17 protein-coding genes are annotated in these 22,138 nt (G+C 72.8%); 5 read left to right on the forward strand and 12 right to left on the reverse strand.

Annotation, left to right across the window (positions count from 1 at the left end):
- Positions 1 to 574 precede the first annotated feature (574 nt).
- From OHS33_RS14820 to rsmI, 3 genes are all read right to left on the reverse strand, one after another.
- A complete protein-coding gene (locus OHS33_RS14820) occupies positions 575 to 1,498 on the reverse strand; it encodes a TatD family hydrolase (RefSeq protein ID WP_330330865.1) in 924 nt (307 codons plus the stop codon).
- 42 nt (positions 1,499 to 1,540) lie between these two features.
- Entirely contained in the window at positions 1,541 to 2,146 is a 606-nt protein-coding gene (locus OHS33_RS14825) for a hypothetical protein (protein ID WP_443065303.1), read from the reverse strand.
- Positions 2,147 to 2,287: 141 nt separating this feature from the next.
- Positions 2,288 to 3,217: a 16S rRNA (cytidine(1402)-2'-O)-methyltransferase gene (gene rsmI, locus OHS33_RS14830; protein WP_330330866.1), complete on the reverse strand. Its 930-nt coding sequence runs from the start codon at positions 3,215 to 3,217 to the stop codon at positions 2,288 to 2,290.
- Positions 3,218 to 3,360: 143 nt separating this feature from the next.
- Between rsmI and OHS33_RS14835 the strand changes: the two genes are divergently transcribed.
- Complete coding sequence (locus OHS33_RS14835; RefSeq protein WP_330330867.1) at positions 3,361 to 5,163, forward strand: dolichyl-phosphate-mannose--protein mannosyltransferase; 1,803 nt, start codon at positions 3,361 to 3,363, stop codon at positions 5,161 to 5,163.
- A gap of 79 nt (positions 5,164 to 5,242) precedes the next feature.
- Positions 5,243 to 6,883 (forward strand): penicillin-binding transpeptidase domain-containing protein, encoded by a 1,641-nt coding sequence (locus tag OHS33_RS14840; RefSeq protein ID WP_330330868.1) that lies wholly within the window; start codon positions 5,243 to 5,245, stop codon positions 6,881 to 6,883.
- 456 nt (positions 6,884 to 7,339) lie between these two features.
- Here the strand turns inward: OHS33_RS14840 and OHS33_RS14845 are convergent, their stop codons facing one another.
- The 4 genes from OHS33_RS14845 to OHS33_RS14860 are packed head-to-tail and all read right to left on the reverse strand — an operon-like array spanning position 7,340 to position 11,165.
- Complete coding sequence (locus OHS33_RS14845) at positions 7,340 to 8,515, reverse strand: serine hydrolase domain-containing protein (RefSeq protein ID WP_330330869.1); 1,176 nt, start codon at positions 8,513 to 8,515, stop codon at positions 7,340 to 7,342.
- Positions 8,516 to 8,558: 43 nt separating this feature from the next.
- Complete coding sequence (locus OHS33_RS14850) at positions 8,559 to 9,341, reverse strand: energy-coupling factor ABC transporter ATP-binding protein (protein ID WP_330330870.1); 783 nt, start codon at positions 9,339 to 9,341, stop codon at positions 8,559 to 8,561.
- The gene (gene cbiQ / locus OHS33_RS14855; protein ID WP_330330871.1) at positions 9,329 to 10,090 is read right to left on the reverse strand and encodes a cobalt ECF transporter T component CbiQ; all 762 of its coding nucleotides are present in this window, start codon (positions 10,088 to 10,090) and stop codon (positions 9,329 to 9,331) included. The genes OHS33_RS14850 and cbiQ overlap by 13 nt, the downstream gene beginning before the upstream one ends.
- A 1-nt stretch (position 10,091) precedes the next feature.
- On the reverse strand, positions 10,092 to 11,165 hold the full coding sequence (locus tag OHS33_RS14860) for an energy-coupling factor ABC transporter permease (RefSeq protein ID WP_330330872.1): 1,074 nt from the start codon (positions 11,163 to 11,165) through the stop codon (positions 10,092 to 10,094).
- A 209-nt stretch (positions 11,166 to 11,374) separates the two neighbouring features.
- Between OHS33_RS14860 and OHS33_RS14865 the strand changes: the two genes are divergently transcribed.
- On the forward strand, positions 11,375 to 11,764 hold the full coding sequence (locus OHS33_RS14865) for an SsgA family sporulation/cell division regulator (RefSeq protein ID WP_330330873.1): 390 nt from the start codon (positions 11,375 to 11,377) through the stop codon (positions 11,762 to 11,764).
- 88 nt (positions 11,765 to 11,852) lie between these two features.
- Here OHS33_RS14865 and OHS33_RS14870 read toward each other — a convergent pair whose 3' ends face one another.
- A complete protein-coding gene (locus OHS33_RS14870; RefSeq protein WP_330330874.1) occupies positions 11,853 to 14,072 on the reverse strand; it encodes an MMPL family transporter in 2,220 nt (739 codons plus the stop codon).
- Positions 14,073 to 14,200: 128 nt separating this feature from the next.
- Positions 14,201 to 14,791, reverse strand: a complete 591-nt coding sequence (locus OHS33_RS14875; RefSeq protein ID WP_330330875.1) for a TetR/AcrR family transcriptional regulator — start codon at positions 14,789 to 14,791, stop codon at positions 14,201 to 14,203.
- A 175-nt stretch (positions 14,792 to 14,966) separates the two neighbouring features.
- On the opposite strand from OHS33_RS14875, the gene OHS33_RS14880 reads away from it, so the two are divergent.
- Positions 14,967 to 18,308: a S41 family peptidase gene (locus OHS33_RS14880; RefSeq protein ID WP_330330876.1), complete on the forward strand. Its 3,342-nt coding sequence runs from the start codon at positions 14,967 to 14,969 to the stop codon at positions 18,306 to 18,308.
- Between the two features lie 51 nt (positions 18,309 to 18,359).
- Complete coding sequence (locus OHS33_RS14885) at positions 18,360 to 18,536, forward strand: hypothetical protein (protein WP_330330877.1); 177 nt, start codon at positions 18,360 to 18,362, stop codon at positions 18,534 to 18,536.
- Between the two features lie 70 nt (positions 18,537 to 18,606).
- Here the strand turns inward: OHS33_RS14885 and OHS33_RS14890 are convergent, their stop codons facing one another.
- Genes OHS33_RS14890 through OHS33_RS14900 form a run of 3 tightly spaced genes read right to left on the reverse strand, consistent with a single transcriptional unit; the run spans position 18,607 to position 22,030 of the window.
- Positions 18,607 to 19,491, reverse strand: a complete 885-nt coding sequence (locus OHS33_RS14890; protein ID WP_330330878.1) for an SDR family oxidoreductase — start codon at positions 19,489 to 19,491, stop codon at positions 18,607 to 18,609.
- Positions 19,488 to 20,429 carry an alpha/beta fold hydrolase gene (locus tag OHS33_RS14895; protein WP_330330879.1) on the reverse strand — a complete coding sequence of 314 codons (942 nt, stop codon included), beginning with the start codon at positions 20,427 to 20,429 and terminating at the stop codon, positions 19,488 to 19,490. The genes OHS33_RS14890 and OHS33_RS14895 overlap by 4 nt, the downstream gene beginning before the upstream one ends.
- Positions 20,426 to 22,030, reverse strand: coding sequence for a flavin-containing monooxygenase (locus tag OHS33_RS14900; RefSeq protein WP_330335061.1), 1,605 nt, complete (start codon positions 22,028 to 22,030; stop codon positions 20,426 to 20,428). The genes OHS33_RS14895 and OHS33_RS14900 overlap by 4 nt, the downstream gene beginning before the upstream one ends.
- Between the last annotated feature and the right edge of the window lie 108 nt (positions 22,031 to 22,138).

Consider the following 22,138-nt stretch of genomic DNA (forward strand, 5'->3'; position numbering starts at 1 on the left):
CTCGCTCCACTGGTCCGGTCCCGTTGGTTCGGGCACGGCACCCTAGCGGAGCGCCCGTCACGCAACAAAGTCAGTCGAACACACAGCGTGTCGCCGGGGGCACGTCCCGGCCGGCGCCAATCCAGCCTCGCCCGGGGGCGCGTCCCGGCCGGGGCATCCCAGCCTCGCCGGCGTTTGAGGCGCGGGGTTCGGGGCGGAGCCCTGAGAGGCGACGCCGCCACCCTCAGCCCCGCCCTGAGAGGCGGCGCCGCCACCCTCAGCCTCGCCGGCGTTTGAGGCGCGGGGTTCGGGGCGGAGCCCTGAGAGGCGGCGCCGCAGGTCGCCCACTGGGGCTCCGCCCCAGACCCTGCGCCTCAAACGCCGGCGAGGCTGGATTTGCCGCACCAGCGGCCCAGCGCGCAGCCCGCGCCTCAAACGCCGGCGAGGCTGAAATGGCCCCCGGGCACGGCTGGGTTTGCTCGCCCCAAGGGACAGGGGCGCAGCCCGGGGAACGGCCCGGCCGGGTGGGGCAGTCGGCGAAGGCCCCGGCCAGGTGGGCCAGTGGGTGCAGGGGCGGGCGCAAGGGCGGCCCGGGTCAGTACCCGAAGGCGCGGGCCGTGTTCGTTGCCAGGGCCTTGGCCATGGTGTCCTCGTCGATGCCACGGGCGGCGGCCATCGCGCGGACGGTGAGCGGGATCAGGTACGGCGCGTTGGGCCGTCCGCGGTACGGCGCGGGGGTCAGGTACGGCGCGTCCGTCTCGACGAGCAGCAGCTCGGCCGGGGCCACCGCCACCGCCTCGCGCAGCGCCGCCGCGTTCTTGAAGGTGACCGTCCCGGCGAAGGACATGAAGTACCCGGCGGCCGCGCACTCGCGCGCCATCTCGGCGTCGCCGGAGTAGCAGTGGAAGACGGTCCGCTCGGGCGCGCCCTCCTCGCGCAGCACGCGCAGGACGTCGGCGTGGGCCTCGCGGTCGTGGATGACCAGGGCCTTGCCCTGGCGCTTGGCGATCTCGATGTGGGCACGGAAGGAACGCTCCTGCGCGGCCATGCCCTCGGGGCCGGTGCGGAAGTAGTCGAGTCCGGTCTCGCCGACCGCCTTCACGTGGTCCAGGGCGGCCAGCGCCTCGATCTCGGCGAGGGCCTCGTCCAGGGCCGCCTCGCCGCCGCCGGGCCGGGCTCCCTGGCGGGACCAGCCGTCGGGGTCTCCGTGCACGATCCGGGGGGCTTCGTTCGGGTGAAGGGCGACGGCCGCGTGGATGTTCTCGTACGCGGCGGCGGTCTCGGCCGCCCAGCGGGATCCCTTCACGTCGCAGCCGACCTGGACGACGGTGGTGACGCCCACCGAGGCGGCCTTGCGCAGGGCCTCCTCGACGGTGCCGCTCTGCATGTCGAGGTGGGTGTGGGAGTCCGCCACCGCCACCCGGAGGGGCTCCGGGAGCGGCGGCGGGGTGTCCCGGTCGGAACGGTCGGAACGGGACGAAGGGCTGGCAGGAGAAGGGCTGGCGGGGCTGGCACTCATACGGTCGATCTTATGACCGGGTGACCGGGTGCCGCCGGGGCCTCAGGCCCCGCGGATCCGCCGCCAGAGCCGTGCCAGCAGGCCCAGCAGGCCCCTGCCCTCGCTCGCGTCCCGCGCCTGCGGGTCGATCGCGACCGGCCCGGGTACGTCGTGTGCGTCGTGCGCCCGGCCCGTCTCGTGCGGCTTCGCCATCCGCGACGCCTTCGGCTCCTTCGGCTCCTTCGGCTCCTTCGCGTGGCGCGGGACGTTGGCCCCGGCAGGGACGGGTCCGGCGATGCCGGGCGCGACCCGGTGGTGGTAGAGCTGGTCGAGCATGCCGAGTACCGAGGAGACCTGCCCCTCCCGCATGATCCGCACGACGTGCCCGCCACAGTTCAGACAGGTGGGGTTGGACAGCGGGGACGGGACCCGTTCGCCACCCTTGACGGTGTACACGATGAACGGATGGCCCTTGCCGTCCACGTGGTGTTCGATCTCGTACGCCTGCTCCCAGCCGTACCCGCACTTCATGCACGCGAAGGAGTAGGCCTCGCGCACGGTCGTCACGGGTGTGGCGGTCGGAGTGGCGGTTCTGGCGGCGGCGACGGTCGGCGGTGCGGGCGCGACCGGCGGGGCCGCGGGAACCGGGGTGTCTGCGATCTCACTCATGCCAGCTCCTCTTGTCCGCTGGTGTTTCATTAGCCAGTGGACGCCTGTTCCGGCGGGAGCGCATCAGGCCCTGTCCAGTGTTGGACGGCCTTTGGGCCAAGCATGCCCAAAGCGCCCTGTGCGCGGTCTGAGCTTTGCTTTTCAGCCTAGCTCTTTACCGACTGACGGCACCTTTTGTGCCGCATTCTTTGCCGCCACCACCGCGTCGAAGACCTCGCGCTTGGGTACGCCGGCCTCGGCGGCGACCGCCGCGATGGCCTCCTTGCGCCGCTCCCCCGCCTCCTCCCTCACCTGCACCCTGCGCACCAGCTCGTCGGCGTCGATGTCGCCCGGCGCCGCGTCCGGCGCGCCTTCGACGACCACCGTGATTTCGCCACGTACGCCCTCGGCGGCCCACTCGGCGAGCGCGGCCAGTCCGCCGCGCTTGACCTCTTCGTAGGTCTTGGTCAGCTCGCGGCAGACGGCGGCCCGGCGGTCGGGGCCGAAGACCTCGGCCATCGCGGCGAGGGTGTCGTCGAGGCGGTGCGGGGCCTCGAAGTAGACGAGGGTGCGGCGCTCGCCCTCGACCTCGCGCAGCCGGCTGAGGCGCTCGCCCGCCTTGCGCGGCAGGAAGCCCTCGAAGCAGAACCGGTCCACGGGCAGCCCGGACATGGCGAGCGCGGTGAGCACGGCGGACGGGCCGGGTACGGCCGTCACCTTGATGTCCTTCTCCACGGCGGCGGCGACCAGCCGGTAGCCGGGGTCGGACACCGAGGGCATGCCCGCGTCGGTGACCAGCAGCACCCGGGACCCGGCGAGCAGCGCCTCGACCAGCTCGGGGGTGCGCGCGGACTCGTTGCCCTCGAAGTACGACAGGACGCGCCCGGTGGTGTGCACGCCGAGGCCCTGGGTGAGGCGGCGCAGCCGCCGGGTGTCCTCGGCGGCGATCACGTCGGCGCGTTCCAGTTCGGTGGCGAGCCGGGGCGGTGCGTCCGCGAGATCCCCGATCGGGGTCCCGGCGAGGACGAGGACACCCGCCGGGTCGGTGGTCGGGTGGGCGGCTTCGGTGGCTCGGGGCTGCGCAGTGGTCACCCGCACATCCTCTCAGCACCACGGCCGCGTCCTCTCGGCGCCGCCGCCCGCCCGGTCCCGGCCGGGCCCGGGCGGGCTTCCCGGCCAGGCCCGGCGGCCCCCGGTGCTGGGGTTCCCACAGGGCTGTTCCCTACGATGACCCGGTGACCAGTACCGCGACGCCGCAACCCAGCCCCGCGGGGGCCCCGCCCGCGCCGCCCGGCGACGGCGAGAACGAGCCGCCGACCTGGCTGCGCCGCCTGCGCGGCTTCGGCTACGCGCCGCCGGGCGCGGGGAGTCCGGGGGGCGGGTGGGGTCCGCGGTCCGCGGCGCCGGGCGCCGATGTCCGCGACCGCCTGGTGCCGCCGTACGCGAAGCCCTCGCAGGCGCTGTGGACGGCGCTCGGGGTGCCGCCCTCCGCGAACGACATGGTGCTGCGGGTGCTGTCCTGGGCCGGGCCGCTGCTGGTGGCGCTGGTGGCCGGGGTGCTGCGGTTCGCGCACCTGGGCAGCCCGAAGGCGGTGATATTTGACGAGACGTACTACGCGAAGGACGCCTGGGCCACCATCCAGCAGGGCTACGAGGCCAGCTGGCCCAAGGACATCGACAAGGCGATCCTCGCGAACCCCGACGGGGTCGTGCTGCCCTCCGACCCGGGGTACGTCGTGCACCCGCCCGTCGGCAAGTGGGTCATCGGGCTCGGCGAGTGGATGTTCGGCTTCGACCCCTTCGGCTGGCGGTTCATGACCGCGCTGCTCGGCACCCTGTCGGTGCTGATGCTGTGCCGGATCGGGCGGCGCCTCTTCCGCTCCACCTTCCTCGGCTGCCTGGCGGGCGCGCTGCTGGCGGTGGACGGCCTGCACCTGGTGATGAGCCGCAACGCGCTCCTCGACCTGGTGCTGATGTTCTTCGTGCTCGGGGCCTTCGGGGCGCTGCTGATCGACCGGGACAAGGCCCGGGCCAGACTCGCGGCGGCGCTGCCCGTGGACGACGAGGGCCGTAGCCGGCCGGATCCGCTGGTCGCGGAGACGCTGCGGCTGGGCTGGCGCCCGTACCGGCTCCTCGCGGGCGTCTGCCTCGGCCTCGCCTTCGGCACCAAGTGGAACGGGCTGATCGTCCTCGCCTTCTTCGGCGTCATGACCGTGCTGTGGGACGCCGCCGCGCGCCGCGTCGCGGGCGCGGGCGCCCCGTACGCGGCGATGCTTCGCCGGGACGCGCTGCCCGGTTTCCTCTCCACCGTGCCGGTGGCGGTCGCCGTGTACCTGGCCTCCTGGACGGGCTGGATCCTGAGCCCGGACAACGGCAAGGGCGGCTACTTCCGCGACTGGGCGCGGACGCAGGACCAGGGCAGCTCGCTGTCGTTCCTGCCGGAGTGGCTGCGCAGCCTGTGGCACTACGAGACGGAGGTCTACAAGTTCCACGTGGGCCTGACCTCGGGCCACACCTACCAGTCGAACCCCTGGAGCTGGCTGGTCCTGGGCCGCCCGGTCTCCTTCTACTACGAGTCCCCCGCGCCCGGCACCGACGGCTGCCCGTCGACCGCGGCGGGCAAGTGCGCCCGCGAGGTCCTGGCGATGGGCACCCCGCTGCTGTGGTGGGCGGGCTGCTTCGCGCTCCTCTACGTGCTGTGGCGCTGGCTGTTCCGGCGCGACTGGCGGGCCGGCGCGATCGCCTGCGCGCTGGCGGCGGGTCTGCTGCCCTGGTTCAACTACCAGGAGCGGACGATCTTCTACTTCTACGCGGTGGTCTTCGTCCCGTACCTGTGCCTGGCGGTGGCCATGATGATCGGGGCGCTGCTCGGGCCCGCCGGATCATCGGAGAGACGGCGCGCGGTGGGGGCCATCGGAGCGGGGGTCCTCGTCCTCCTCATCGTGTGGAACTTCATCTACTTCTGGCCCCTCTATACCGGCCAGTCGATCCCCCTGGACTCCTGGAGAGGCCGGATGTGGCTGGACACCTGGGTGTAGCCCCCGGACCATGGGTCTGAACACGTACTGAACATGTTCAGACGAATGTTCAGACATGTGACTCCTGGGGAGGGGACGTATGAACGGGGCGGCGAAGGGTGCCATCGTCGGCGGGGTGTTCCTCACGATGGTCGGTGCGGCCGGATACGGGGTGTACTCGCTGGTCGGCGAGGAATCGGGGAGTACGGGCGGGAGCGGGGGCGGCAGCGGGACCACGGCCCGGTCGGAGAAACGGACCGGGCCGCCCGACGCGAAGGAGACCGCCGAGACCGCCAAGGCGTTCCTGGCGGCCTGGGCCGCCGGGGACGCGCGGGCCGCGGCCGACCTGACGAACAATCCGGCGGTCACGCAGGGCGCGGTGGGCGACTTCAAGACGAAGGCGTACGTGTCGAAGGCCGTCATCACGCCCGGTACGCCGAGCGGGACCACCGTGCCCTTCACGGTCGCCGCGGAGGTGACCTACGAGGGGGTCACCAAGCCCCTGGCCTACGAGTCCCAACTGACCGTGGTCCGCGGCCTCACCAGCGGCAAGGCGCTCGTCGACTGGCAGCCCACGATCCTGCACCCGCAGCTGCAGAAGGACGAGAAGCTGCGCACGGGCACGCCCGCGGCCCCGCCGGTCAAGGCGGTCGACCGCAACGGCGCGGAGCTGACGCCGGAGAAGTACCCCTCGCTGAGGCCGGTCCTGGAACAGCTGCGCAAGACCTACGGGCAGACCTCGGGCGGCACCGCCGGCGCCGAGACCTGGATCGAACCGGCCGCGCCGGACGCCCCCAAGCGGGTCCTGCTGACCCTGGCCGAGGGCAGGCCGGGCCTGCTGAAGACCGTGCTCGACGCGGACGTGCAGGCGGCCGCGGAGAAGGCGGTCGCCGCGTACCCGGAGTCCTCGGTGGTCGCGCTCCAGCCCAGCACGGGGCACATCCTGGCGATCGCCAACCACCGCGCGGACGGCTTCAACGCGGCGGTGCAGGGCACCCGGGCGCCGGGCTCCACGATGAAGATCGTGACGGCGTCCATGCTGATCGGCCGGGGCGTGGTGAGCGCGGACAAGGTGGTGGAGTGCCCGAAGACGGTGTCGGGCGGCGGGCGGTCCTTCCACAACCTGGAGAACATGGAACTGAAGGGCGCGAACTTCGCGACCAGCTTCGCCAAGTCCTGCAACACGGCCTTCATCGGGCAGATGAAGGCCGTCGGCGACGAGTCGGCGATGGCGGACGAGGCGCGGCGGGTGTTCGGTCTCGGGCTGGAGTGGAAGGCGGGCATCCCGGTCTTCGACGGTGACGTCCCGGCGGCCTCGGGCCCGGAGGCGGCCGCGGAGTACATCGGGCAGGGGCGGATCCGGATGAGCCCGCTGAACATCGCCTCCGTCACGGCGACGGCGAAGACGGGGGTCTTCCGCCAGCCGGTGATCATCGAGGAGGGCGTCGGGGAACGCGTCCTGGCCCGGGCCGAGCGCCAGATGAAGCCCGGGACCTCCCGCCAGCTGACCCAGATGATGCGGCAGACCGCGACCAGTGGCACGGCGGCCCGGGTGATGTCCTCGGTCGGCGGTGACAAGGGGGCGAAGACCGGGTCGGCGGAGGTCGACGGCGCGGCCAGCCCCGACAGCTGGTTCACCGCCTACAGCGACGACCTGGCCGCCGCGGCCCTGGTCCAGTCCGGCGGCCACGGCACCGACGCGGCGGGCCCCCTCGTCGCCCAGATCCTGACCACCGGCTGACCCCTCCGGGGCCCGGGGGCCGCCTTCCTGGCCCGGGGGCGGCATTTCAGCCCCGCCGGCGTTTGAGGCGCGGGCGCGGGCGGCGCCCGAACCCGGCCCGGCGGGCACCCTCCGACCCGGGGCATTCCCAGCCCCGCCGGGTCGCGCCTCCGGCCCCGGGCCGGCACATCCAGCCCCGCCGGCGTTTGAGGCGCGGGCGCGGGCTGCGCCCGAACCCGGCCCGGCGGGCACCCTCCGGCCCGGGGCATTCCCAGCCCCGCCGGCGTTTGAGGCGCGGGCGCGGGCAGCGCCCGAACCCGGCCCGGCGGGCACCCTCCGGCCCGGGGCATTCCCAGCCCCGCCGGCACTTGAGGCGCGGGGGCGGGCAGCGCCCGGTGGGGCCTCCGGCGGGCCCTCAAGCGCCGGGCAGGCTGGAATGGCTCCCCAGCCGCGCCAGCGGTTTAGGCCCGGCCCGGGTCAGGGCGTGGTGGACCTCAGGGCCCGGACCAGGGCCTGGGCTCGGGGGTCGGCGGTGACCGAGGGGGCCAGGGTGTTGGTGACGTAGCCGAAGGCGATCCCGGCCTCGGGGTCCGCGAAGCCGAGGGATCCGCCGCGCCCGGGGTGCCCGAAGGAGGCCGGAGAGAGGAGCGGCGAGGCCGGCCCGTGCAGCATGTAGCCGGGCCCGAAGCGCGTGTTGACGACCAGCACCCGGTCCGCCCCGGAGGACAGCTCGCGGCCCGCCAGGGCCACCGTCTCCGGGGTGTACAGCCGCCGCCCGCCGCCCTCCACGTCGCCGAGCGTGGCGGCGTAGAACCCGGCCAGGGCGCGCGCGGTGCCGATCCCGGTGGAGCCGGGCAGCTCGGCGGCCCGGTAGCCGGGGTCGTTCTCGTCGGGCAGCGGGCTGATCGCGGCGAAGGCGCGCCGGGTGAGGGAGCCGGGGTCGGCGTAGGCCTCGGAGACCTCCCGCCTGGGCCGGGTCTTCAGCCCGTTGGAAGTCCGCGGCGGTTCGGCCGCCGCGCTCCGACCCACCCGCCCCGCCACGGAATCCGGCAGCCCGATCCAGAAGTCCAGCCCGAGCGGACCGGTGACCTCCTCGGCCAGCCACTTGCCGAGCGAGGCCCCGGTGACCCGCAGCACCAGTTCGCCCAGCAGCCAGCTGAAGGTGTGCGGGTGGTAGCCGTGCGCGGTGCCGGGCGCCCAGAAGGCGGCCTGTTCGGCGACGGCGCGCGGCCCGGAGATCCCGTCGGCGGCCTGCGCGGGGGTCAGCGGCCGGTCCAGGGCCGGTATCCCGGCGCGGTGCGCGAGGACGTCGCGGACCAGGGCGCCTTCCTTGCCGCCCGCCTTGAACTCGGGCCAGTACTCCGCCACCGGCGCGTCGAGGTCGAGCAGCCCCCGCTGGTGCAGGAGCAGCGGGACGGCGGCGGCGACGCCCTTGGTGGCGGAGCGGACGATCTGCGCGGTGTCCCGTTCCCAGGGGGCCGCGTCGGCGCCGGTGGCATCGGCGTCCCGGACGCCGCCCCACAGGTCGACGACCTTGCGGCCGTCACGGTAGACGGCGACGGCCGCGCCCCGGTCCCCGAGCACCTCGAAGTTGCGTACGAAAGCGTCCCGGACCGGCTCGAAGCCGTCCGCCACCTCACCCTGAATGTCCACGAGCGGTCCAACGTCAACGGATCCGTGCTTATGCCACGGACACCTATCCCACGGACACCGAACGCGGATCGAAGCCGAACGGCAGCTCCAGCCGGTGCGCCCGCATCAGCGCGTCGTCGCACAGCAGGTCCTGGGTGCGTCCGTCGGCCGCGATGACGCCCTCGCTGAGGATCACGGCGCGGGAGCAGAGTTCGAGGGCGTACGGCAGGTCGTGGGTGACCATCAGCACGGTGACGTCGAGCGAGCGCAGGATGTCGGCGAGTTCGCGCCGCGAGGCCGGGTCCAGGTTGGACGAGGGCTCGTCCAGGACCAGGATCTCCGGCTCCATGGCCAGTACGGTCGCGACGGCGACCCGGCGGCGCTGCCCGAAGGAGAGGTGGTGCGGCGGCCGGTCGGCGAAGTCGGCCATCCCGACCCGCTCCAGGGCGCCCCGCACCCGGGCCTCCAGCTCGGCGCCGCGCATCCCGGCGGCGGCCGGGCCGAAGGCGACGTCCTCGCGGACGGTCGGCATGAAGAGCTGGTCGTCGGGGTCCTGGAAGACGATGCCGACCCGGCGCCGGATCTCGGCGAAGTTCCGCTTCTCCACGGGCAGCCCGGCGACGGTGACGGAGCCGACGCCGCCGGTCAGGATCCCGTTGAGGTGCAGGACGAGCGTGGTCTTGCCCGCACCGTTGGGCCCGAGCAGCGCGACGCGCTCGCCGCGTCCGACGGTGAGGTCGACCCCGAAGAGGGCCTGGTGCCCGTCGGGATAGGCGTAGGCGAGCCCGGACACCGCGAGGGACGGGGCGGAAGCGGCGGAGGAAGCAGAGTCGGTCACAGGGTCCATCCCATCAGGCAGACGGCAAGGGCCGTCACCGGGAGCACGGCCGCGTACGCCCACTGGGCGCGGGTGGCGGTCACCTCGTCGATCACCGGCATGGAACCGGCGTAGCCGCGGCTGACCATCGCCAGGTACACGCGCTCGCCGCGTTCGTAGGAGCGGATGAAGAGCGCGCCCGCGGTCTTGGCGAGGACGCCCCAGTGCCGGATCCCGCGCGCCTCGAAGCCGCGCGAGCGGCGGGCGATGGACATCCGGCGCAGTTCGTCGCTGATCACATCGCCGTACCGGAGCATGAACGAGGCGATCTGGACGAGCAGGGGCGGCATCCTGAGCCGCTGGAGGCCCAGCAGCAGCGCCCGCAGTTCGGTGGTGGAGGCGAGCAGGACGGACGCGGCGACCCCGAGGGTGCCCTTGGCCAGTACGTTCCATGCGCCCCACAGGCCGGAGACGCTGAGCGACATCCCGAGCACGTCGACCCGCTCGCCCCGCGCCACGAAGGGCATCAGGACGGCGAAGGCGACGAAGGGGACCTCGATCAGCATCCGCTTGAGGAGGAACCCGGCGGGGATCCGGGCCGCGGCGGCCACCACCGCGAGCAGGACGGCGTAGAGGCCGAAGGCCCACACCGCCTCGCGCGGGGTGGACACGACGACCACGACGAAGCAGAACGCGGCGGCGAGCTTGCAGTGCGGGGGCAGCGCGTGGACGGCGGTGTGCCCCTGCCGGTAGAGCTTGTGGGCGTGACCCGCGCCCACGTCAGAGCGCCGTGGCGGTGGACACGGGCGTACGGTCGTCGGCGCCGCGGCGGCGGCGGACCGCCCAGAAGACGCCGGAGCCGACCGCGATGGTCGCGCCGACGCCGATGACCCCGGCGAGGCCGCCGGACAGGCGGGCGTCGCTGACGTCCTTGACGCCGTAGTCGGCGAGCGGGGAGTCGGCGGCGGCGTGCGGCTCGGCCTTCTGGTCGATGCCCTGGTCGGCGGCGACCTTCTCCAGGCCGTCGGGGCTGGAGGAGGCGTAGTAGGAGACGAACCCGGCCAGCAGCAGGGCGGTGACCAGGCCGGTCGCCCACACCTTCCTGGTGGAGCGGGCGGCGAGGGGCACGGCGGCGGGGGCCTTGGCCGCGGCGGGCGCGACCGGCGCGTCCACGAGTCGCCCGTCCACGCGCAGCTTGAGCGGGGTGACCAGGCCGGTCGCGCCGTGGACGAGGTCGGGGCGGACGGCGAGCACGGCGCCGACGGTGAGGGCGGTGATCGCGGCCTCGCCGAGGCCGATCAGGACGTGGACGCCGACCATCGCGGTGAAGACCTTGCCGACGGGCACGTCGGTGGTGCCGCCCAGCGCGTAGAGCAGGGTGAACATGCCGGCGGCGGCGGGGACCGAGAGGAGCGCGCCGGTGAAGGCGGCGGCGGTCACCGAGCGGCGGGTGTCCGGGAGCACCTTGAGCAGCCCGCGGAAGACGGCGTAGGCGACGATCACGGTGACCACGGCCATGTTCATGACGTTCACGCCGAGGGCGGTCAGGCCGCCGTCGGCGAAGAGCAGCCCCTGCATGAGCAGGACCACCGAGACGCACAGCACCCCGGTGTAGGGCCCGACGAGGACCGCGGCGAGCGCCCCGCCCAGGAGGTGACCGCTGGTGCCGGCGGCGACCGGGAAGTTGAGCATCTGGACGGAGAAGATGAAGGCGGCGACGAGGCCGGCGAGCGGCGCGGTGCGTTCGTCGAGTTCCCGGCGGGCGCCCCGCAGGCTGATGGCGACGGCGCCCGCGGCGGCGACTCCGGCGGCCATCGAGACGGGGGCGTTGATGAAGCCGTCGGGCACATGCATGGGCGTTGCTCCGCTTCCTGCGGTGATCCTGCGGTGATCGGCCGAAGGCGGTGAAGCCGTCGAACTCTTGAGCCGTTCAAGAATAGTGCCCAGTTGCGAATCATTGGCAAGAGCGTGTGAGACACAAAAGGCGTCTCGCATGTTCGTCGGAATATGCGAGGCTGGGGTAAATACGGACGCATTTGTTCCGCTTTTGAGGAGACCGGTCGATGTCTGCCACCGCCGAGAATCCCCGCGCGACCGCCGTCGCGACCGCCGTCGAGGTCCGGGTCACCGCACGCGTGATCACCGACGATCCCCTCTACCGGAAGATCCCGGTCGCGCTGCGCTTCACCCCCGACGAGCCCCTGGCCGTGCGGATCGTCTTCCCCGCGGACCTCTCCCCCGAGGGCACCGACAACGAGTGGGTCTTCCCGCGCGCCCTGCTGGAGGCGGGCCTCCAGGCCCCGACCGGCACCGGCGACGTCCGCGTGTGGCCGTGCGGACGGGTGCAGGCGGTCGTCGAGTTCCACTCGCCCGAAGGGGTCGCGGTGGTCCAGTTCGACATCGCGGGACTGCGCCGCTTCCTGCGCCGTACGTACGGACCCCTCACCCGGTAGGCGTACCCGGGCCCGACGGAAACGGCCCGGCCCCGCACCCCCTCGTTCAGGGGTGCGGGGCCGGGCCGTCGAAGCCGCGTCGCGGAACTCAGACCTTGACCAGCTCGCGGTCCGCGTCCGGACCCTCGGCACCGGCGCCGGTCGTGGCGAGGTGCTTGCGCAGGCTCTCGCCCTCCACGTCCACGTTGGGCAGGATCCGGTCCAGCCAGGCCGGCAGCCACCAGGCCTTGTGGCCGAGCAGCGCCAGTACGGCCGGGACGATCGCCATGCGGACCACGAAGGCGTCGAAGAACACCGCGATCGCGAGGCCGAAGCCGATCATCTTGATCATCTGCTCGCTGGCCCCGATGAAGCCGGAGAACACCGCGATCATGATGACGGCGGCGGCCACGACGACCCGCGCGCTGTACTGGAAGCCGGTCACGACCGCCTGTCCGGGGCGCTCGCCGTGGACGTACGCCTCGCGCATCCGGGTGACCAGGAAGACCTCGTAGTCCATGGCCAGACCGAAGACCACGCCCACCATGAAGATCGGCATCATCGACATGATCGGACCGGTCTGCTCCACCCCGAAGAGCGAGCCGAGCCAGCCCCACTGGAAGACCGCGACGACCGCGCCGAGGGCGGCGACGACGGAGAGCAGGAAGCCGAGGGCCGCCTTGAGCGGGACCAGGATCGAGCGGAAGACGAGCATCAGCAGCAGGAAGGCGAGGCCGACGACCAGCGCCAGGTACGGCAGCAGCGCGTCGTTCATCCGCTGCGAGAAGTCGATGTTCATGGCGGTCGCGCCGGTGACGTAGACGTTGTCGCCGTTGCCCGCGCGGATCTCGTGGACCAGGTCCTCGGTCTTCTTGGAGGACGGGCGGTCCTCCGGGATCACCGTGATCACCGCGGCGTCGCCGGCCTCGTTGAGGGTCGGCTTCATGACCGCGACGACCCCGTCGAGCTTCTTGATCCGCTCGACCGTGCTGTCGGCGAGGCTCTGCCCGCCGTTGACGACGACCATCAGCGGGCCGTTGAAGCCCGGCCCGAAGCCGTCGGACAGCATGTCGTAGGCCTTGCGCTGGGTGGTGGAGACCGGCTGGGCGCCGTCGTCCGGCAGGCCCATCTGCAGGCTGCTCGCCGGGATCGCGATCGCGCCGAGGCCGATCACGCCGACCAGCAGCACCATGACCGGGCGGCGCAGGACGAAGCGGGCCCAGCGGGTGCCGCCGTTCGGGCGCTCCTCAGGCTTGCCGTCCTTGTCCGTGCGGACCGGCTTGCCCTTGCCGAAGAGCTTGCTCTTCGTACCGGCGGGCAGCACCTTGCGGCCCGCGAAGCCGAGGATGGCGGGGACCAGGGTGAGGGCGACCAGGACCGCGATGACCACGGTTCCGGCGGCGGCGAAGCCCATCTTGGTGAGCATCGGGATGTTGACGACGGCCAGGCCCACGAGGGCGATGACCACGGTCAGACCGGCGAAGACGACCGCGGAGCCCGCGGTTCCGGCGGCCCGTCCGGCGGCCTCGTCCCGCGCGTGGCCCTCGGCCAGTTCCGCGCGGTAGCGGGAGACGATGAAGAGCGCGTAGTCGATGCCGACCGCGAGGCCGATCATCATCGCGAGCGTGGAGGTGGTGGAGCCGAGGTCGAGCACGTTGGCGAGCGCGGTGATCGAGGAGACCCCGATGCCGACGCCGATCAGCGCGGTCAGCAGCGGCAGTCCGGCCGCGATCAGCGAGCCGAAGGTGATGACCAGGACGATCGCCGCGATGGCGATGCCGATGATCTCGCCGGAGCCGGTCTCGGGCGCCGTCATCAGCGCGTCGCCGCCGATCTCGACGGTCAGCCCGTGGGCCTGGGCGTCCTTGCCGGACTCCTTCAGCGCGTCACGGGTCTTGTCGGTCAGCTCCATGCCGCTGACCTTGTACTTCGTGCTGATGTAGGCGGTGGAGCCGTCCTGGCTGGTGGCCTGCGCCTGGTACGGGTCGGTGACCGAGGCGATCTGGGCCTCGCCGGGACCGGTCTTCAGGCCCGAGACGATCTTCTCGACCTCGGTCTTGACGGCCGGGTCGGTGACCTTCTTGCCCGCCGGGGCCTTGATCACGATGCGGGCGGTGGCGCCGTCGGCGGCCATCCCCGGGAAGCGCTGGTCGAGCAGGTCGAAGGCCTTCTGGGCCTCCGTGCCGGGTATCGAGAAGGATCCGGAGGTGGGCGCGGCAGCGGTCGCCGCGCCGAAGATGGCGGCGCACAGCAGCGCCACCCAGGCGAGGGCGACATAGCGGCGGCGCCGGAAGGCGCCCCGGCCGAGCCGGTAGAGGAAGGTGGCCACGTCGGCGGTTCTCCCGTTCGGGTCGTGGGATGGATCCGGGATGGATCAGGGCGTGATGAGCCGGCCCGACGACGAGAGCGGCGTGTCAGGAGCAGCAGGAAGGGGTCGTGAGGGCCTGGGGAAGTGCCTCAAACGCCGAGGGCGGGGAAGACCACGGCATCGATGAAGTCGGCGAGGAAGGTCCGGTCGACCGAGCGGTCCTCGATCAGCGGGAGCGCGATGAACGCCCCGATGAGCATGTGCGGTACGAAGTCGAGCGCGGGACAGTCGGCGGCGATCTCGCCCCGTTCCACCGAGCGCTGCAGCATCGTCTGGAGACCGTTGATCTCCGGGTCGACCAGCAGGTCGCGCAGCGCCTTGTGGAGTTCGGGACTCTCGTGGACGGCGTGTGCCAGGCCCCGCATCAGTGCGGTGTCCTTCGCCATCTGGGCGTCGTCGGAGTGTTCGACCATCAGCGCGAAATCGCCGCGCAGGCTGCCCGTGTCGATGTCCCGCAGCGAGACCGGCTGGGTACATCGCAGTGCCTTGGCGACCAGCTCCGGCTTGCTCCCCCACTGGCGGTAGAGGGTGGCCTTGCTGGACTTGGTGCGGGCCGCGACCGCGTCCATCGTGAGTGCTTCATAGCCGACCTCGCGGAGCAGGTCCAGGACCGCTCCGTGCAGTTCGGCCTCCCGCTCGGGGGTGATCCGGCTGCGTCGTGACAAGACCTCTTCGGTCATTTCCACGCCCCTTCCACCGGTCGCGTCCCGAACGGATACAGCTCGTACTCCACAGACGATACCCGCGAGCCTAACGAAACGAAACCGTTCCGTTTCGATCGCGGCAGTGGCGTGTGTCACGCGTGGATCAGTTGTACGAGTTGCCAGGCCCCCTCGGCGCGGAAAGCATTGGGGGGTGAGTCACGACGTCGCGTACCTCCGGTTCCCGCACCTGCACGACGACATGCTGTGTTTCGCCACTGAGGACGATCTTTGGGTGGCGCCCTTGGTTCCTCCTGGAGAACCGGTCGGCCGGGCCTGGCGGATCACTGTCGACCGGACCCGGGTCGGCCATCCGCGCTTCTCCCCGGACGGCCGCCACATCGCCTACACCACCTGGCGCAGCCTCGACCCCGAGATCCACCTCGCCCCCGTCGAGGGCGGCCCCGGGCGCCGCCTGACCCACTGGGGTTCCACCGACACCCGGGTCTGCGGCTGGACCCCGCCCGACAAGGACGGCCGCAGCGACATCCTGGCCGTCTCCTCGCACGGCCAGCCCTTCTCCTACTTCTCCTGGGCCTACAGCCTGCCCACCGACGGCAGCCCCGGCGGCCGGCTGCCCTGGGGCCCGGTCTCCGACATCGCCGTCCACGAGGCGGACGGCGGCGAGCGCCGGACCCTGCTGCTGACCGGCAAACCGCCGCACGAGCCCGCCGCCTGGAAGCGCTACCGCGGCGGCGCCACCGGACGGCTCTGGCTGCACGGCGAGCGGCTGCTGGAGGGCATCGAGGGCCACCTCGACTCCCCGATGTTCGTGGACGGCCGGATCGCCTTCCTCTCCGACCACGAGGGCATCGGCAACCTGTACTCCTGCCTGCCCGACGGCACCGGACTGCGCCGGCACACCGACCACGCGGAGTTCTACGCGCGCCACGCCTCCAGCGACGGGACCCGCGTGGTCTACCAGTGCGCGGGCGACCTGTGGCTCGTCGACTCCCTCGCGCCCGGATCCGTACCGCGCAAGCTGGAGGTGCGCCTCGGCGGGCCGCGCGCGGGGCGGCGTACGTACCAGGTCCCGGCCGCCAGCCACGTGGACTCCCTCTCCGTGGACGCCACCGGGCGGGCCAGCGCCGTCGTGGTGCGCGGCAGCCTGTACTGGCTCACCCACCGGGACGGGCCCGCGCGGACCATCGCCGACACCCCGGGCGTGCGGGTGCGGATGCCGGAGATGCTGGGCAGCGGCGGCCAGGTCGCCTACGTCACGGACGCCGAGGGCGAGGACGCGGTCGAGATCGCCTACCTGCCCCGGGCCAGCGGGGAGCGGGAGCCGCGGCGGCTCGCCTCGGGCGCGCTGGGGCGCGTACTGGAGATGGTCTCGGACCCGGACGGGGAGCGGCTCGCGATCGCCTCGAACGACGGCCGGGTCCTGCTCATCACGGTGTCCGAAGAAGCGGCTGCCGCCGCGGGCACGGAGGAGCCGAACGGGTCGGACGGGTCGAACGGGTCGAACGGGGAGGTCACCGAGCTGATCCAGTCGGTCAACGGGCCGGTCACCGACCTGGCCTTCTCCCCCGACGGGTGCTGGCTGACCTGGTCGCACCCGGGGATCGGGCGCTCGCTGCGGCAGATCAAGATGGCCCGGATCTCCGGGCCCGGCGGGCGGACCATCGTCGACGTCACCAACGGCCGCTTCGAGGACGAGAACCCGGTCTTCACCCGGGACGGGCGCTACCTCGCGTTCCTGTCGTGGCGCGGTTTCGACCCGGTCTACGACGTGCACACCGGGGACCTGTCCTTCCCGCTGGGCTGCCGCCCCTACCTGGTGCCGCTGTCCTCGGCGACCCCCTCGCCCTTCGCGCTGTCGCCGGACGGACGCCCCGCGGCGGGCGGACTCGACCCGGTGGAGGGGGACGCCGATGCGGGTGACGGGGCCGTGACGGTGGAGGTGGAAGGCTTGGAGAGCCGGGTCACGCCCTTCCCGGTGACCGCCTCCAAGTACTCCGCCCTGTACCCGGTGAGCGGTGGCGGGCTGGTGTGGCTGCGCTGGCCCATCTCCGGCGCGCTCGGCGAGACCTTCGCCAATCCCGCCGACACCAGCGGGAAGCCGACGCTGGAGTACTTCGACATCACCAAGGCGCGCAAGACCGAACTGGCCTCCGGGCTGGACTGGTTCGCAGTCAGCGGCGACGGGACCCGCCTCGTCGTCAATGACGACGGGGACCTGCGCGCCGTACCGGCGACCGAATCGGGCGACAGCGACTCGACGGTCTACCTCGACCTGCGCCGGATCCACCACGAGGTGGACCCGGCGGCCGAGTGGCGCCAGGCCTTCGAGGAGGCCGGGCGGATCATCCGCGCCTACTTCTGGGAACCGAAGATGTGCGGGATCGACTGGGACGGCATCCTGCGCCAGTACCGCTCCCTGGTCGAACGGGTCGCGTCCCCCGACGAGTTCGCCGACCTGATGCGCGAGGTCCTCGGCGAACTGGGCACCTCCCACGCCTACGTCTCCCCCGCGCGCCGCAACGAGGGCCCCCCGCACTACCAGCGCGCGATCGGGCTGCTGGGCGCCAACCTCGTGCCCCGGGACGGCGCCTGGGTGGTCACCCGGATCCTGCCCGGCGACTCCTCCGACTCCAAGGCCCGCTCCCCCCTGGCGGGCACCGGGATCCGCGACGGCGCGGTGCTCACCCATGTCGACGGGCGGCCGGTGGACCCGGTGACCGGCCCCTACCCCCTGCTGTCGGCGGCGGGCGGCACCACCGTGGAGCTGACCTTCCAGCCCGCCGAGGGCGAGGGCCGCTCCCGCCGGGTCGCGATCGTCCCCCTCATCGACGAGCGGCCGCTGCGCTACCAGGACTGGGTGGCCAAGCGGCGCACGGTCGTCCGCGAGCTGAGCGGCGGCCGGTGCGGGTACCTGCACATCCCCGACATGGGCGGCTCCGGATGGGCCCAGTTCAACCGGGACCTGCGCCTGGAGGTGTCACGGCCCGCCCTGATCGTGGACGTCCGCGGCAATGCGGGCGGGCACATCAGCGAACTGGTGGTGGAGAAGCTGACCCGATCCATCCTGGGCTGGGACCTGACCCGCAACGCCCAGCCCGTCTCGTACGCCTCGAACGCGCCGCGCGGCCCAATCGTGGCCCTGGCCGACGAAGCCACCTCCTCCGACGGGGACATGATCACCGCGGCCTTCAAGCTCCTGGGGCTGGGACCGGTGGTCGGCCAGCGCACCTGGGGCGGGGTGGTCGGCATGACCGGCCGTCACACCCTCGGCGACGGCACGGTGATCACGGTCCCGATGAACGCCGCCTGGTTCCCCGAGTACGGCTGGTCCGTGGAGAACCACGGCGTCGAGCCGGACCTGGCGATGCTGCGCACCCCGCTCGACTGGGCGGAGGGGCGGTACGCGGAGCTCGACGACGCGGTGCACCTGGCGCTGGAGCTGCTGGAACAGGACCCGGCGGCCGTACCGCCCGGCTACGCGGACGTACCGGACCGGCGCCGCCCGAAGCTGCCGCCCCGGTCCGGAGATTGATCGAAAACTGATCGAAATGCGCGGTTTATCCGCTCATGGAAGTCTGTTCGCATGGGAATAAGAGAGCAGTTCCAGGACAAGGCGAAGGAGCTGGCCGAGAAGACCAAGGCGGCCGCGGAGAGGCAGCGGGACAAGGCCTCCGAGCAGGCGCCGCAGGTCTCCGAGCGGGCGAAGGAACGGGCGCGCGCCACCTTCGACCAGCCCTTCGACGAAGCCTCCGAGAGATAGAACAGCCGTCACCGGCTGAGCCCGAAGGGGCGCGACCCGGCCCTCCCCCGGTCACGCCCCTTCGGCATGCTCACGCCCGCCGGGACCGCTCCTGCTCGTCCGCCGCCCCGCCCGCGCCCACGAGCCCCTTGGACACACCGGCCAGCCGCGGCTCGAACCGCTTCATCTCGCGCTGCCCGACCGCCGCGATCATCCCCGGCAGGTAGCCGCGCACGCCCTGCATCCCGCGCAGCCACCACTGCGCGTACACGTGCGCCGAGCGCCGCTCGATCCCGGCGACGATCCGGTCCACGGCGGGCCCGAGCGGGTACGTACGGTTCGACGGCCACGGCAGCCGCTGGCGCAGTTCCCGCATGACCTCGTTCTCGTCGGCCCCGCGCACCATGTCGGTGTCGGTCCAGGACAGGTAGCCGACGCCCACCTTGACGCCCTGGTAACCGACCTCGGCGCGCAGACAGTGCGCGAAGGCCTCCACCCCGGACTTGGAGGCGCAGTACGCCGTCATCATCGGCGCCGGGGTGATCGCGGCGAGCGAGGCGATCTGGAGGAAGTACCCCCGGCTCTCCCTCAGCACCGGCAGGAACGCGCGGGCGGTGACCGCCCCTCCGATCAGGTTGACCTCGATCACCCGGCGCCAGGCGTCCGGGTCGGAGTCGGCGAACGGACCGCCCGCCGCGACCCCGGCGTTGGCGACGACGATGTCCACCTTGCCGAAGCGCTGCTTGACCTCCTGGGCCACCCGGGCCATCGCCTCGTGGTCGGTGACGTCGGCGTACCAGTGGTCGCTGTCGGTGTGCAGCCGCTCGGAGACCTCCTTGAGGGCCTCCGGCTCCAGGCCCACCAGGGCGACCCTGGCCCCGCGCGCGGACAGCTTGCGGGCGAGCAGCTCGCCGACGCCGCGGGCGGCGCCGGTGACGACGGCGACCTGGCCTTCCAGACTCCTGCGCTCGCTCACGGCGTCTTCTCCTTCGTGGGGGTCGTGGTCGGGGTGGCCGCGATCGCGGCCAGTTCGCGGATGACCCGGGTGACGGCCTCGGGGGCCTCGATTGGGGTCATGTGCCCCATGCCGGTCAGCTCGGTGAGCCCGACGCAGTGCGGCAGCGCGGCGGCGAGGGCGCGGGCGTGCCCGACCGGGGTGAGCCGGTCCGCGGTGCCGCCGATGACGGCGGTGGGCACGGTGAGCCGGGCGAGCCGGTCGTCCAGGTCCAGCCCGGCGAGCACCTGCGACCACCCGTGCCGTACCGCGGTCGGGCAGCCGTGCACGATACGGGCGCAGGCCTCGACCCGGTCGGGAGCCGAACCGGGGCCCATCGTGGCGTACTTCAGCATCGCCCTGGCCACCGGCGTGACCGGCCCCAGGGGGGCGCGCGAGCCGAGGACCGCGCCGGTCATCCGGGTCCGTGCGCGCCCGGCGCGCAGGGGCACCACCCGTGCCTCCGCGACCAGCCGGGAGCTGCCCGTGCTGCACAGCAGCGCGGCGGCGACCCGCTCGTCGAAGCCGGGCCGCCCGGCGGCGGCCATGACCGTCATCCCGCCCATGGAGTGCCCGGCGACCACCGCGCGCTCCCCGGGGGCCAGGGTGGCCGCGAGGACCGCGATCAGATCGTCGGCGAGGGCGTCGGCGGTGTAGCTGCGGGCGGCCGGGCTGCGGCCGTGGCCACGCTGGTCGTAGGCGATCACCCGGTGGGTGACGGCCAGGTCACGGATCTGCGCGGCCCAGAACGCGGTGGAACAGGTCCAGCCGTGGGCCAGGACCACGGCCGGGGCGTCCTCGGCCCCGTGCACCTCCACGTGGAGCCGGGAGCCGTCGGCGGAGACGGCCTCCAGGGTGCGGCGCGCGGGAGGGGGCGCGTAGGCACCGGTGGTGACGTGGGGCGTGCGCCGGGCGCTCACGCGGCGCCGTCCTCGGCGCCGACGGAGACCGCTCCGGTGACCACTTCGGGGACTCCGGCGGCTTCGGGTGCGGGGGCGGGCTCCCGGCCCTTCTCCCGGCCGCGCAGGACCTCGTACTCGGCGAGGTCCACCGACCGGGTCTCGCGCCGGAACTCCGCGGTCGTCCCCGGCCACACGGTGGTGTTGCGCCCGTTCGCGTCGAGGTACCAGCTGGTGCAGCCGCCGGTGTTCCAGACGGTCCGCTTCATCCGGTCCTGCACGCGCCGGTTCCAGGCGTGCACGGCGGAGGGGCGCGCGGCGAGCGCCGTGCGCCCGCCGGGCCGGTTCGTCGTGAGGAGGCCGAGCTGGCGGACGTAGTCGGCCATGTAGCTCAGCTGCGACTCGATCATCAGGATCATCGAGCTGTTCCCGAGCCCGGTGTTCGGCCCGATGATCGTCATCCAGTTCGGGAAGCCCGCGGCGGTGGCCCCGCGCAGGGACTGCATCCCGTCCTTCCACTCCTCCGCGAGGGTCCTGCCCCCGTCGCCCACCACGCGGTCCGCGATCGGCATGTCCGTGACGTGGAAGCCCGTACCGAAGACGATCGCGTCGGCCTCGGTCTCCGTACCGTCGGCGGCGACCAGCACCGAGCCGCGGATCTCCTTCAGCCCGGAGGCCACGAGGTCCACGTTCGGCCGGGCGAGCGCCGGGTAGTACTCGCTGGAGAGCAGGATCCGCTTGCAGCCGATGCGGTACGACGGCGTCAGCTTGGCCCGCAGCGCCGGGTCCTTGATGGAACGGGCCATATTGGCCTTGGCCAGGGATTCGATCAGGCCGAGCCGGCCCGGGTGCTTGGTGAAGGCGCCGACCTGGAGTTCGCGGATGCCCCAGAGCAGCCCGCGGCGCGCGGCGCGGGTGAAGGGCAGCTGGCGGTGCAGCCAGCGCTCCCCTGCGCTGATGGCGCGGTCGGTGCGCGGCATCACCCACGGCGGGGTGCGCTGGAAGAGGGTCAGCCGCTCCACGTCGGGCGCGATGGCGGGCACGATCTGGATGGCCGAGGCGCCGGTCCCGATCATCGCGACGCGCTTGCCGCGCAGGTCGTAGTCGTGTTCCCAGCGCGCGGAGTGGAAGACCTTGCCGGGGAAGGAGGCGAGCCCGGGGATCTCCGGCATCTTCGGGTCGGACAGCGGCCCGGTCGCGGAGACGACCATGTCGGCGGTGAAGGAGCCCCGGGAGGTCTCGATCTCCCAGCGCAGCTCGTCGGCGTCCCAGCGCATCATCTCGACCTCGGTGTTCAGCCGGAGGTGCGGGCGCAGGCCGAAGGTGTCGGCGACGTGCTCCAGGTAGGCGCGGATGTGCGGCTGGCCGGAGAAGGTGCGCGGCCAGTCGGGGTTGGGGGCGAAGGAGAAGGAGTAGAGGTGCGACGGCACGTCGCACGCGCACCCCGGGTAGTCGTTGTCGCGCCAGGTCCCGCCCACCGAGTCCGCGCGCTCCAGGACCACGAAGTCCGTGACCCCCTCGCGCCGGAGCCGGACGGCCGCCCCGAGTCCGCCGAATCCGGACCCGACCACCGCCACCCGTACGTGCTCACGCTCACGCTCACCCGCGTGTCCGTCGCCCATGCCCGCCGCCTCCGCTTCCGCTTCCGCTTCACTCACAGCCTGCACTCCGCAATCGCGCCAGCAATCACTGGCACGGTTTGGAGCGTAGAGCAGCTCCGTACTCATGGG

It is taken from the genome of Streptomyces sp. NBC_00536, from assembly GCF_036346295.1.
In the GTDB taxonomy this organism is placed as follows: Bacteria; Actinomycetota; Actinomycetes; order Streptomycetales; family Streptomycetaceae; genus Streptomyces.

Coding starts and splice junctions, on each gene's coding strand:
- OHS33_RS14875 (WP_330330875.1), bottom strand. CDS start 14,791: ATGACCGAAGAGGTCTTGTCACGACGCAGCCGGATCACCCCCGAGCGG.
- OHS33_RS14840 (WP_330330868.1), top strand. CDS start 5,243: ATGAACGGGGCGGCGAAGGGTGCCATCGTCGGCGGGGTGTTCCTCACG.
- OHS33_RS14820 (WP_330330865.1), bottom strand. CDS start 1,498: ATGAGTGCCAGCCCCGCCAGCCCTTCTCCTGCCAGCCCTTCGTCCCGT.
- OHS33_RS14850 (WP_330330870.1), bottom strand. CDS start 9,341: ATGGACCCTGTGACCGACTCTGCTTCCTCCGCCGCTTCCGCCCCGTCC.
- OHS33_RS14885 (WP_330330877.1), top strand. CDS start 18,360: ATGGGAATAAGAGAGCAGTTCCAGGACAAGGCGAAGGAGCTGGCCGAG.
- OHS33_RS14860 (WP_330330872.1), bottom strand. CDS start 11,165: ATGCATGTGCCCGACGGCTTCATCAACGCCCCCGTCTCGATGGCCGCC.
- OHS33_RS14825 (WP_443065303.1), bottom strand. CDS start 2,146: ATGAGTGAGATCGCAGACACCCCGGTTCCCGCGGCCCCGCCGGTCGCG.
- OHS33_RS14865 (WP_330330873.1), top strand. CDS start 11,375: ATGTCTGCCACCGCCGAGAATCCCCGCGCGACCGCCGTCGCGACCGCC.
- OHS33_RS14900 (WP_330335061.1), bottom strand. CDS start 22,030: ATGGGCGACGGACACGCGGGTGAGCGTGAGCGTGAGCACGTACGGGTG.